This is a genomic window from Amycolatopsis sp. MJM2582 (assembly GCF_000754115.1).
Lineage (GTDB): Bacteria > Actinomycetota > Actinomycetes > Mycobacteriales > Pseudonocardiaceae > Amycolatopsis > Amycolatopsis japonica.
Map to the genome: position 1 here is coordinate 195,184 of NZ_JPLW01000002.1, position 12,672 is coordinate 207,855.

8 protein-coding genes and 1 pseudogene are annotated in these 12,672 nt (G+C 68.0%); 5 read left to right on the plus strand and 4 right to left on the minus strand.

The features are described from left to right. Positions 1–4: 4 nt before the first annotated feature. Positions 5–577, minus strand: a complete 573-nt coding sequence (locus ED92_RS11235; RefSeq protein WP_037339778.1) for a TetR/AcrR family transcriptional regulator — start codon at positions 575–577, stop codon at positions 5–7. Positions 578–704: 127 nt separating this feature from the next. Between ED92_RS11235 and ED92_RS11240 the strand changes: the two genes are divergently transcribed. Then, complete coding sequence (locus tag ED92_RS11240) at positions 705–1,697, plus strand: hypothetical protein (protein ID WP_037336689.1); 993 nt, start codon at positions 705–707, stop codon at positions 1,695–1,697. Between the two features lie 8 nt (positions 1,698–1,705). On the opposite strand, the gene ED92_RS11245 is transcribed toward ED92_RS11240, so the two are convergent. Together ED92_RS11245 and ED92_RS11250 are read right to left on the minus strand one after the other, a co-directional pair. Then, positions 1,706–2,122, minus strand: a complete 417-nt coding sequence (locus ED92_RS11245) for a Dabb family protein (protein ID WP_037336691.1) — start codon at positions 2,120–2,122, stop codon at positions 1,706–1,708. A 228-nt stretch (positions 2,123–2,350) separates the two neighbouring features. Further along, a pseudogene (locus tag ED92_RS11250) lies at positions 2,351–3,397 on the minus strand (MFS transporter); the annotation flags it as partial. Between ED92_RS11250 and ED92_RS11255 the strand changes: the two are divergent. Further along, positions 3,348–4,094 (plus strand): EI24 domain-containing protein, encoded by a 747-nt coding sequence (locus ED92_RS11255; protein ID WP_037336693.1) that lies wholly within the window; start codon positions 3,348–3,350, stop codon positions 4,092–4,094. The pseudogene ED92_RS11250 and the gene ED92_RS11255 sit on opposite strands and share 50 nt — an antisense overlap. Positions 4,095–4,169: 75 nt before the next feature. After that, positions 4,170–5,963, plus strand: coding sequence for a carboxypeptidase-like regulatory domain-containing protein (locus tag ED92_RS11260; protein ID WP_037336695.1), 1,794 nt, complete (start codon positions 4,170–4,172; stop codon positions 5,961–5,963). A gap of 67 nt (positions 5,964–6,030) precedes the next feature. Here the strand turns inward: ED92_RS11260 and ED92_RS11265 are convergent, their stop codons facing one another. Next, positions 6,031–9,015, minus strand: a complete 2,985-nt coding sequence (locus tag ED92_RS11265; protein ID WP_037336697.1) for a family 16 glycoside hydrolase — start codon at positions 9,013–9,015, stop codon at positions 6,031–6,033. 213 nt (positions 9,016–9,228) lie between these two features. On the opposite strand from ED92_RS11265, the gene ED92_RS11270 reads away from it, so the two are divergent. Beyond that, the gene (locus ED92_RS11270; RefSeq protein WP_052120474.1) at positions 9,229–11,289 is read left to right on the plus strand and encodes a tetratricopeptide repeat protein; all 2,061 of its coding nucleotides are present in this window, start codon (positions 9,229–9,231) and stop codon (positions 11,287–11,289) included. A 147-nt stretch (positions 11,290–11,436) separates the two neighbouring features. Then, positions 11,437–12,660, plus strand: coding sequence for an HNH endonuclease signature motif containing protein (locus ED92_RS11275; RefSeq protein ID WP_037336699.1), 1,224 nt, complete (start codon positions 11,437–11,439; stop codon positions 12,658–12,660). Positions 12,661–12,672: the final 12 nt, after the last annotated feature.

A 12,672-nucleotide genomic window follows, 5' to 3' on the forward strand; every position in this document is an offset into this window, starting at 1 on the left:
CCGTTCATTTCGTTCGGGGCCAAGCGCGCAGCAAAACGTCGAGCGCGTCGAGGATCTCGGTCCAGCTCTCCTGCGGGCCGGGGGTGCTGTGGCTGAAGCCTCCGGCGGACTCCAGGCCCACGAAGCCGCTGAACACGCTGCCCAGCAACCGGACGGCGTGCGTCTGGTGCGGCTCGGCCAGGTCGTAGCCGCGCAGGATCGCCCGCATCAGTTCGGCATGCCGGACGCCGGCGCTGGTGGACGCCTTCTCCGGAGCGAGCCGGAATCTCGCGGCGGTGAATCTGCCGGGGTGTTCGAGCGCGTAGTCACGGTGGACGTTCGCCAAGGCGATCAGCGCGTCCTTGCCCGCCAGGCCCGCCACCGCGGTGGCGGCGAGATCGGCGAGTTCGGCCAAGGCCAGCAGGGCGATCTCGGTCTTCAGCTCGTGGGCGTTCCTCACGTGCGAGTACAGGCTCGCCGTCTTGACACCGCACCGCTTCGCGAGCTCCGTGGGCGTCACGTGCTCGAAACCGATCTCGTCGGCGAGCTCCGCACCCGCCCGGACCACCCGTTCCGTGGTCAGTCCCGCTCTCGCCATGACGACCACCGTACCATAGTCCATTCGGGACTTGCCTAATCAGAATAGGAAGCTGAAACCTGGGTTCGGTAGCGCCCGGCTCGGCGAAGACTGACCGCACCCGCCCCGGAAGTCTGGAGCCACGCCCATGCCGCTCGCCCTCGCCCGCGGATTCCTGACCGGGATCATCACCGGGACGACCCTGTGCGCGTTCGTCGTGGGGATCGTCATCGAGTACGTGCCACTGATGATCACGGGCGTCGGACTCCCCATCGCCTACGGAATCCTGCTCTACCTCGCCGGAGCGCCACGACGTGCTCGTGAGGCGAGGATCGCGCCGGTGATCGCGCTCGCCAAGATCGAGAGCCTCCGCGCGGGCGGCACCGAAACGGGCGACATCCCGGTCTACTTCGACCTCACCGTCGCCCCCGAGGGGTCGGCGACCTACCGGTTGAAGATCACCCACGGCATCAACCTGGTCGACCTCCCGGACTACCACGCGGGCGATGTCCTCGTCGTGCGGTACCCGCCGGACCGGCCGTGGAAGGCGGAGGTCGTCGAGCGGCTGTCACCGGAGTGGGAGCGCCGCGTGGCCGAGGCGGTGATCGAATCCGCCCCGGAGTCCAGCCTGGTGCGGGAACCGGCGGAGGGTTGCGCGTTCGGCGCGCTCGCGGTCCTCGGATTCGCCCTCGGGGCGGCGCTCGTGCTGTACCTGTTCCGTGCGGAACTGTTCGCGCCGGAAGCGCCCGTCCGGGCGGAGGAAACCCAGTCGACGACCACGTCGTCCTCGGGATCGGCGACCGTGAACGTCGACAGATCCCTGCTGGGCGAGGGGGAACTGCGCCGGGCGATCGACTCGCTGGCACTGGCGACGGATGTTTCCCGAGTGATCACCGCGGTCGTCGAGGACCGGCGGCTGACCGTGGTCTTCGCCCCGACGGACGCCCAGGTGCCGCGGTTCGACCTCCGTGAGTTGGCGGTCGACCGGGTCCCTGCCCTGGTGCAGCGGGCGAAGGCGACCATCCACGTCGGGGAGCCGAAGACGTGGCAGGTCACGATCATCCCGTTCGGCACCGCGGTGAGCAGCCGGGTGATCGTGACCGGCCCCGATGGCAGCGGCTCACTCGCGGACGGTGGCTGAAGCCGTGGTCAGGCTCCGTGTTTTCCCGGCGCGGCACTGCCGGAGTACTCGCCGAGGCCGGAGATCAGCTCGGTCAGCTCGGCGTCGTTGTCGTAACGGCGCTGGTGCAGTTCGGCGATCTTCGCGCCCATCTCCGGATCCGGGTCGTCGGTGACGTCGAAGGACGCGAACCGGTCGACCAGCGGGAGCCCGACCCGGTCGGTGTTCCGGTGCGCCGGGTGCATGAGGTACTCCCAGTACCCGTCGAGGTCTTCGATCGCGAAGACGGCGCCCCATTCGTAGTCGCCGCCGAAATCGCGGCCGACGACGAAGGATTTCACCGCCGGGATGACCCGGCCCTGGTTCCGGAGGCTCTCCAAGGCCTCTTCGACCTGCTCCGGCGAGGCGTCGGGCCGCAGGGTGAAACGGTTGCCGTGGTAGATCATCGTGTTTCCTTTCCGTTGTTCCGGTTCGAGAGAAGGGCGGCGAGCGCCGCTCCGGCACCCAAAGCGATGCCGGTCCAGGTGAACGCTTCGGCGATGCCGATGCCTTGGACGAGGGGTTGGACGACGAGCGGGGACAGGAACTGGCCGAGGAAGATCCCGGTGACCACCGCCCGCGAGCAGTCCCGTCACGACCTGCGCGACGGTTCCCGCGGTCCCGATCACCAGCCAGCCCGCGCCCATGAGCGCGACACTGACGGTGGTGATCGCGGTGGGGCCCAGGCGCCGGCGCAGCCGCGGGAAGGCCAGCGCGCCGACGACGCCGGTCAAGGTGCTCCCGGCGACCACGGCGCCGACGACGACGGGCCCGCTGCCGAAACCCTCCAACAGGAACGGCAACTGGGTCGGGGCCATGTAGAAGGCCAGGGTCACCACGAACGCCAGGACGTAGACCCCGACGACGCGGGCGGGCAGCCGGCCGCCTTCGCCGACCGCGGGGCTGTTCCGTTCCGGTTCGCGCAGCGACACGATCGCGAAGACCGCCACGATCGCCGAGACCGAGTAGATCCAGAACGGGGCATGCCAGCTCACGGTGGCGAGTAGTCCGGCCAGCGGCAGGAAGACGACGCCGCCCAGGCTCGCGAAAGCCTGCTGCAGACCGAGGAAGGAGGCACGGCGTCCGCCGGTGAACCAGTCGGTGATCAGGGTGCTGACCGCGGTCATGATCCCGCCGACGGCCAGTCCGAGCGCCGCCCGGGTGATCAACAGCAGGTAGAGGTCGTCCACGAAGAACCCGGCCGTACCGGAAACCGCGTAGAGCCCCAGACCCGTCAAGAGCAGCGGGCGGCGTCCGACGCGGTCCGCGACGATCCCGGAGAGGGGCGCGCTGATCGCGATCGCGAGCGAGGTCACGGTCAGCGCCAACCGGACGAGAAGACCCGAACCGGGCGTATCCGCGAAGTCCTCCCGCATCGCGGGCAAGCTGGGCGCGATGATCGCCGCGGCCATGATGGTCAGGGGCGCGGCGGCCAGCACGGTGCCGCGAGCCCGCCCCGTCGGTGCCAAGGTGTCCGTCACGCCACCAATTTCGCAGCGGGACACCGGCGTTCGCGTCGGTGAAAATCGCCTATGTCCGTCCTGGCGTGAGCGCTTCGGCGACGCGAAGGCCCAGTACGCGCCGGAGAACCTGCTCGACCCCGGCCGGCGCCCGCACTGGTAGAAATGTCCGGTGCGGGACTTTTTCAGGGGTATCCGGATGTTCGGGCGAGGCCTCGGCATCCTGGCGCGGTCGCCGAGACTGCTGCTGATCGGCGCGCTGCCCGCGTTGCTGACCACGGTGCTGCTGATCGGCGGGATCGTCGCGCTGGCGTTCTGGATCGACGATCTCTCGCTGCTGATCACGCCGTTCGCCGACGACTGGTCGCCGGGCTGGCGGACGACGATCCGGGTGGCGGTCGGCGTCGCGGTGTTCGGCGCGGTGCTGGCGATCGCCATGATCGGCTTCACGGCGATCACCCTCGCCGTCGGCGGGCCGTTCTACGAGCACATCGCCGAGAAGGTCGAGGACGATCTCGGCGGCGTGCCCGGCGCGGTGGACCTGTCGGGGTGGCGGTTGCTGGTGATGGGCCTGAAGGACGGCCTTGCCCTGGTGCTGCGTTCGCTCCTGTTCACGATCCCGCTGCTGATCGCGGGCTTCATCCCCGTGGTGGGGCAGACCGTGGTGCCGGTCCTGCTGGCCCTGGTGACGGCGTGGTTCCTGGCGCTGGAACTGATCGCCGTGCCGTTCTACCGGCGCGGAATGGGCCTGAAGCAGCGCCGGCTGGTGCTGCGACGGCACCGCGCGCTCGCCCTCGGGCTGGGGCTTCCCGTGTCACTGCTGTGCCTGATCCCGTTCGCCGCGCTGATCGTGATGCCGGTCGGTTTCGTCGGTGGCGTGCTCGTGGCGCGCGAAGTCCTGGCGGACGACATGGCCTAGGTGTCTGTGTCAGATGACGCAGACACGGGCGGCTCCCCGGCGCCATCGTTGGCGGGACACTGAGGGGAGCTTCCGATGAAGAGAGCGTTGTTCCTGGCCGCCGCCATCCCGATCGTCGCGCTGCTGACGACCGGTCCGGCGATGGCCGACGAAGGGATCGTGGCCGGGGTGGTCAAGGCCGCCGACTCCGGTGAGCCGGTGGCCGGGGCGTGTGTGACGCTGTTCGATCTCGACCTGAAGGAAACGGGTTCGGGGTGCGCGGGCGCGGACGGCCGCTACGAGATCGCGGGTGTCGCACCCGGCAAGTACAAGGCCCGCGCGACCGCCGCCGGGTACGCCGAGCTTTGGGCGTACAACAGGGGAAGCGCGCTCGCCGCCGAGGTGCTGGACCTGCCGCACGGTCTGGACTTCTCGTTGCGGCAGGGCACGGCCACGGTCCGCGGGCAGATCACCGCCGAGGGAAAGCCCGCCGCGGGTGCCTCGGTGAGCCTCACCGACCAGAACCAGCGGTGGTGGTCGACGGTCCTCACCGCGGCGGACGGCACGTATTCGTTCAGCGGTGTCAAGGCGGACACCTACACGATGGCGGTCACCTACGGCGATCGCACGCAATGGATCCGGCAGAAGTCGAGCTTCCCGGGCGCGGACACCTTCGCGGTCGAGGAGGGTCAGGTCGCTGTCGTCGACGAGGCCATGGCGCCGTACGGAAAGCTCCGGGTGGTCGCGACGGACGAGAAGACCGGAGCGCCCGTCGCGGGTGCGTGCTCGCAGGTCGAGCAAGGGCATCCGCCGGAGCTGCGGAAGTGCGCGGGCGCCGACGGAGCCATGCTGTACGAGGACATGCCGCCGTTCGGCTACTACACGCTGAGCGTATGGGGTCCGGACGGTACGCATTACCCGGTCAACTGGCAGCATGTCGATCTGGCTCCCGGGCAGACCACCGACTTCCGGGCGTCGATGAAACCCGCCGCGTCGGTGGTGGCCACCGTGCGGGACGCGAAGACCAAGGCGCCGCTGGAGCGGATCTGCGTCGACACCTACGCCCTTCCGATCGTCGGTGTCCTCGACGCCGACTATCAGTACTACTGCAGTGACGCGAACGGAAAACTGGTGATCGGGCCGATCGAACCCGGCGCGTACAAACTGCTGGTCAAGCCGCTCGACGAGCGCTACGGCATCCAGTGGGCCGGGCCGGACGGCGGCACCGGCGACATCGGGCAGGCCCGCACGGTCACCGCCGAACTCGGCAAGGCCGTCCCGACCGCGGACATCAAGATGGATCCCGCCGGCGCGATCACCGGCAAGGTCACCGATCGCGCCACGGGGGCGCCGGTGAACGGCGTCTGCGTCTACCCGTACGCGGTCGATCCCAGGATCGGCTTCCGCTTCGACGTGAACTGCAGCCGCGACGGCGGGGTCTACACGATCAAGGGCCTCGGGCCGTACAAGTGGCCGCTCGAATTCGCGTCCTCGCGGGGCGACTACGCGTGGCAGTGGTCGGGAGGCGGCGCGGACCGGTTCGCCGCCCGTCCGGTGTGGGTGCGGTCCGGCGCGACCGTGACCGAGAACGCCGCGCTGGTGCCGAACGGCGCGGTCAGCGGACGGATCCTCGACAAGGACGGCAAGCCGACCTTCGGCTACGTCTACGCCTACAGCGCGCGCACCGGCGACATCCTGGACGCGACCAATTCGGATTCGAACGGGCAGTACACGGTCAACGGTCTCACCACGCAGAACGTCAAGATCAAGCACTACATCGATGCCGACTGCTGGTACCGCGACGCGGCCGATTTCGCTTCCGCCACGCCGATTCCGGTCACCGCCGGGCAGACGACGGGAGGAGTGGACCTCCGCCCCTGCCGCCGCTGACAAAGTCCGTGAAGGCCTCCTTCCCTCGGCTCAGCCGAGGGAAGGAGGCCTTCACGCGCAATGCGTACTAGCCGATGGGCTCGATCCAGATGTTGCGGAACCGCGGGTTCTCACCAGGATCCCCGTGGTCCTGCAAGCGGATCGCGCCCGGTGCCGCGCTTTCCGGGATGCTGTCGCCCGTACCGCCGTCGATCGCCACGTCGTCGTGGACCACGACGCCGTTCCACACCACGGTCACACGGGCGTTGTCGGTCTTGTTCCCGGCACCGTCGAACCGGGCGGCACGGAAGGTGACGTCGTAGGTCTGCCAGGTGCCCGGCGCCGTCGCCATGTTCCGGTCAGGCGCCTTCTTCGAGTAGATCGCGCCCGCCTCGTTGTTGGCGAGCGTGGTGTCCCCGAAGGATTCGAGCACCTGCAGTTCGTAGCGTTCCTGGAGATAGACGCCGCTGTTGCCCCTTTGCTGTCCGGTGACCTCCGGCGGATAGTTCGGCTCGTTCCATTCGACGTGCAGCCGGAAGTCGCCGAACTGCTGCTTCGTGCGGATGTCCCCGCCGTTCGACTCCATCGCGCCGCCGGACACCGGCCAGGTCGCCGCGCCGCCCGCGCGTTTCTCCCACGCGTTCAGATCGGTGCCCTTGAACAACGTGATGCGCCGGGACTCGGTCAGGGTGAGACTGTCGAGGTTGACGTTGCCCGCGTCGCCCGTGTCGTAGCGATAGGAGATCGTGTTCGCTCCGGCTTTGAGGTCGAGCGTCTCGGGCTGGGTGTTCCAGGTGTCCCAGTTGCCGGTGCTCGCGAGCCGGACCTGTTTCACCTTCATCCCGTTGACGTAGACGGTCACCGATTTGGTCCCCGGCGCCGGATCCGGGCCGTTCGAGTAGCGCAAGGCCGCGTTGTAGGCACCGGATTTCGGCGCGTTCACGGTGAACGTCGTCGCGGCGCCCTGGTTCCAGTAGCCGTCGACGAAACCGGTGCCCGTGTAGCCGGCGTGGTTCGTGTTCGTCCCCGCGCCACCGCTCAGCGCGGCCCGCTCCGCCTCGTAGGTCGTGCTCGCCGGCGGACCGCCGACCAGGGAGTTGAGCGTGTACCAGGCTTCCGTGCTCCACAGCGCCGTACCGGACTCCGACGCGAACGGACGCGGCGAGCGCAGGTGGACGACGTGCCCGGCCTTCAGACCCGCCACCTGCAGCGTGACCTTCTTGCGGTCGGCCGACAGGCTCGCGGACGTGACGGACAACGTCTGCTCGTCGATCTTCGGCCCGCCGTAGGCCGGTGTGGGCTGGTAGCGCCACTGCTGTGCCTGGTACTTCGCCGCGAGGTTCTGCGCGGTCCCGGCCGACAGCGGCTGGGTGTACTCCAGTTCGAATCCGCCCGCGACGGCCCGCATCGCCCGGATGTCGAAGGCGTTCGTGCCGTTGGGCGTCACCTTCTGGAGGCCGTAGGCGAGTTTGCCGGGCTGGCCCCAGTTCCCGCCGCCGTCGATCCCGCCGGTGTAGATCGCGCCGTCGGGGCCGAGGCTGATCCGGCTGACACCCGACTCGAGGCCCTGGGTCATGCGGAAGACCGCACCCTGGTACTCGCCGTTGACCTTCTCCAGGAAAGCTCGCTGCAGCCCGCCGTAGGTCACGTCTCCGTACACCATCTGCCCGGCGAACGGGCCCGTCGGCAGCATGACCATGTTGCTCGGCGAGTTCGCGATCTCGTTGTGGGGCAACCACAAAACGGGCGCGGTCACCGGCTTCGCGTCGAACGGGCCCGCGGGATTGGTGTAGTGGTTGAAGAAGCGGTCCTGCTTGATCCGGACGAGCTTGTTCGCGGGAAGCCAGCCGCCCTGGTTGTCGGTGACGAAGACGTCGCCTTCCGGTCCCCAGCCGATGCCGTGCGGTGTACGCAGCCCGCCGGCGATGTAGGAGACCTGGCCGGTGGCCTTGTTCACCTTGATCGTCGTGCCGCGGTTCTTCGCGGGCTGCGGGTCGGTGGTGGCGCCGCCGTAGTTGATGGAGACGGAAAGGTTGGCGTAGAAGTAGCCGTCCTTGTACAGCAGGCCGAACGCGAACTCGTGGAAGTTGCCGCCGAACGGCCAGGTGGCGACCGTGCGGTAGTCGTCGGTCACGCCGTCGCCGTTGGTGTCGTTCAGTTCGACGAGCCGCGTCTTCTCCGAGACGTACAGCTTGCCGTCGACGTACTTGACGCCCATCGGTTCCTTGAGCCCGCTGGCGACGCGCTGCGTGCGGACCTTGCTCGGGTCGGTGTTCCCGCTGACGTTGCTCAGCAGGTGGACCTCGCCGAGAACCTTGTCGGAGCCGCCCCACGTGGCGATCGCGAGCCGTCCGTCCGGGAGCCAGTCCATGCCGGTGACCTGCGGCTGGAATCCCTCGGGACGCAGGTTCGTCAGCGTGAAGCCGGGGTGGACGCCGTTGAGCGGCAGGCCATCACCGGGGGAGTCCGTGGCGCCTTCGCATTCCTTGCGCCCGGGCGAGGTCACCCGCACGACGTCGGCGTCGGTGCTGAGCACCGAATTCGGCACGAGCGCGAAATCCGCCGCGCCCGGCGGCCGCCATTCGAGGGTGACCTGCTGATCGTTGGTGTTGTCGAAATGGTCGATCCGCAACGCGTGATACCCGGTGCTCAACTGCACCGACCCGGTGGCCGGGGTCGCCCCGTGCAGGCCGTCGTGGTTGATCACCGTCTGGCCGTCGATCCGGAGCCGGGAGCCGTCGTCGCTGGTGAGCCGGAATTCGTACTGGCCCGCGGTGGCGATGTTGATGTTCCCGATGACCTCGGAGACGAACCGCTCGTCCAGACCGAAGTCGGCGGTGGTGGTCCAGTTGATCGTCGGCATCAACTTGTCGACGTTGGGGGTCTGGCCGGATTTGATCGCGCAGAGCTTGGTGAGCTCACGCTGGAGGTCGTACGTGCGGAGCGTGACACCGGGTTGCTGGGGTGGGATGGCCGCTTCGGCCGGGACTGTCGTCAGCCCGGTCAATGCCGTGACCAGCGCCAACGAGGCGACGATGGACCGGTTGAAGCGCTTGCGGACAAACGGAAGCATCGTTGCTCCTCGGGTCGGCGGCGGAGCACCTCTGTGACGCCGCTGAACCTAAGAGGACTTTCGATCGAAGTCAACGAAAGTCTGTACAGAACGGACGAAAGTTAGACCGAACGGCCGCGTTCAGGGTCTTTGCCCTGCCGTCTCGACCTGCGCCATTCAGGTGGGAACCCCGGGAACTCGCGACAACGGTCCGTCCCGGCGCGATTTCCCGGTATGGATCGTTGGTACGACGAGTCCCCCGGGCGCGGTGACGGTTCTCCGCTGACCCCGCATCAGCTCCCGTCGGTGACCGCGACGTTCGTCGGGCGGGAAACGGAATTGGCGAAAATCAGCGCGATCGCGGACCGAGGAGACGGCCGCTCCAACGCGATCGCGATCATCGCGGGCGCGCCGGGGGTGGGGAAGACCGCCTTGGCCGTGCAATGGGCGTCCGCGCAGCGCGAGCGTTTTCCCGACGGCGATCTCTACTGCGACCTTCACGGCTACGCGCCGGGTCCGGCCAGTACGCCACCCGAAGTTCTCGCCGGTTTCCTGCGTGCGCTCGAAGTTCCCGGGAAGAAGATCCCGCGAAGCCTGGAGGCGAAGTCGGCGCTCTTCCGCTCGTTGCTGAACGATCGCCGGTTCGTCATCGTGCTGGACAACGTCACCTCACCGGACGCGGTGCGCCCGCTGCTGCCCAGCACGCCCGGCTGTTTCGTGCTGGTGACGAGCCGCAGTAGCCTGTCGGGCCTCGTCGTGACCAACGGTGCCCGCCGGATCACCTTGGACATGCTGATGCCCGCCGAATCGGAGACCCTGCTCCGGACGGCGATCGGAGCGCGCCGGGCGGACGGCGAACCCGGCGCGATCAGGGAGCTCGCGGATCTGTGCGGGCATCTGCCACTGGCGGTGAGGATCGCCGGCGAGCGAGTGGCGGCGCATCCGTATCTGAGGCTGGCGGATCTTCTCGGGGAACTCCGGTCGGAGGCACGAAGACTCGACGCGTTCGAAACGGGTGACGACGAAATGTCCGCCCTGCGGCCGGTGTTCTCGTGGTCGTACCAAGCCTTGGATCCCGCCACGGCCCGCGTCTTCCGGATGCTCGGCCTGCATCCCGGGCCGACCGTCAGCGTGGCCACCGCGTCCGTGCTTGTCGGCTTGCCCGCGGCCGATGTCCGGCGCAGGCTCGACAAGCTCACCGCGGGATGCCTGCTGAGCGAAGTCGATCACGACAGATTTCGTTTCCACGACCTGCTGCGCGTGTACGCGAAGGAACGTGTCGACGCGGAGGAGTCCGCCGAAGAACGCGAGGAATCGCCTCGGCGTTTGCTCGAGTGGTATCTCGCCTGCGCCGATTCGGCGGACCGGGTGCTCACACCCATGCGAAGACGTGTCGCTCTCGAAGTCTCCCCGGATGTCTCCGGCAAGCTCGAATTCGGCACCTACGGGGAAGCACTCGCCTGGTGCGAGGCCGAACAGGCCAATCTGGTCGCGTCGGTGCACGCCGCGCTGGCCGCGGACTGGTGCTCGATCGCGTGCAGGCTGCCGCTCGCGCTGTGGGCGTTCTTCACCTTGCGGAAACCGTGGGCCGACTGGATCGCCACCTACAAAGCGGGCGTCGAGGCCGCGAGACGATGCTCCGACCAGTTCAGCGAGGCTTCCCTGCTGGCCGGACTGGGCATCGCGCACCGGGATCTGTGCCGGTTCGAAGAGGCGTTGGCGTATTTGGAGTCGGCGCTCGCGATCCGGCGGCGGATCGACGATTCCTGGGGGCAGGGCCAGGCGCTGATCAGTCTCGGAATCGCGTACCACGAGCAGGGCCGGTTCGCCGAAGCCCTCGGGCACCACACAGACGCGCTGGAGGTCTTCCGGCTCCTCGGTGACGAATGGGGCGCGGCGCAGACACTGCATTTCCTCGGCCTCACGAACCATGGGCTGGGCCGATTCGACCAGGCTTACGAGAACCTCCGGCAGGCCTTGGACATCCGCCATCGGATCGGCTACCGCTACGGCGAAGCGGAGACACTGGTGGGGCTGGCCCTCGTCTTCCAGAAGATCGACCGGAGCGGCGAATCCGCAGGGCAGCTGAAGCGGGCCTTGGAACTACGTCGCGACATGGGAGATCGCTATGGTGAAGCGGCGGCGCTGGACCACTTGGGGCAGCTCTGGGCGAGAAAGGGCGAAACCGAGTGGGCGAAGACCTGCTGGGGTGACGCGTTGAACATCTTCAACGAACTCGGTGCGCCGAGGGCTGCGGAGGTGTACGCGCGGCTTCGTGAGGTTCAAGCGAGCTAGGGTTTTGCCTGCGGCGACTCATTGGCGGGAGATGTGATGGGCCGCCGGTTTTGTTGCCGAAAATCGGCGATGCTTTGGTTGTTCGTGGGGTCGGGAATTGTCGGTGGTGGGTCGTAGGTTTGTGGGGTGGATACTCATTCCGCGCCTGTGGCGCTCTTGGAAAGTCTCACCGATCCCGAGGTGTTGGCCGCGGTGAACTCCGTGGTGGATTCTTTGGATGACAAGGATTGCGTGGCGTTGGCGCAAGCCGCGTCGGCGGGGATCGCGCGCTTGGAGGCGGTGCGGTTTCGGGCGTTGGCGCAGTTGAACCGTCATCGTGAGGGTGCGCGGAGTATGGCGCAGGAGGTCGCGCTTGAGTTGTCCCTTGTGGACAATCACGCCGGTGCGCTGGTCGCCGCCGCCGACGCGCTGACCACCCGCCTGCCCCGCACGCTGAGCTTGATGGATGAGGGGAAGCTGGCCGGGTTCAGCGCGATGAAGGTCGCCACGGCCACCGCCTGGCTCTCCGACAAGGACGCTCGCGCGGTCGACGCCGTGCTAGAGAACCGGATCGGGGACAAGAACCCGGATCAGGTCCGGAAAGCCGCGAACCATGCGGCGAACACGATCGACCCTGAGGGTGCCGGTAAACGGGCCGAGCAGCACCGTGAAGGCCGCCGCCTCACGATGCGGCATGGTGAGACGGGGGTGGCGTCGATCGAGGTGGAGGATGGGCCGGTGGAGAAGGTCGCTGCCGCGTATCAGCGGATCGACCGTGAAGCGCGCGCACTCAGAACCCGTGGCGAGACTCGTACGTTGGACCAGTTGCGGGCGGATGTCGCGCTCGATCTCCTGCTCGGCGGCCAGGGCGGGGCGAGTGAGCGCAGCGAAGTGTTTCTCTATATGGATTTGTTCACCTATCTCGGGCTGAATGAGGATCCGGCGGAGCTGGCCGGGCACGGCACGATCCCCGCCACGTTGGCCAGGGAGATCGCCACGGGTGGGAACAGTGTGTTGCGGCGGATCGTCACCGATCCGCTGTCCGGGCAAGTGCTCGATCTCGGCCGGGACCGGTACCGACCGACCGCGGGTTTGGCCGAGTTCGTGCGGGTGCGGGATCGGGAGTGCCGAAGACCCGGCTGCCATCGCCCGGCTCAGGCGTGCGATCTCGATCATGCGGTGCCGTGGCAGCACGGCGGGCACACCACCGACACCGACCTCATCGACCTCTGCCGCCGCGACCACCGGTTGAAAGACGAACCCGGCTGGATCTACCACCTCGCCTCCGATGGCACTCTGACGATCACCACACCGACCGGGCAGCGTTACGACAGCGCTCCTCCGCCGCTGCACGAACCCCGCCCGGGAAGCGACGAGCCGCCACCCTTCTGAGTCCGTCGCCGG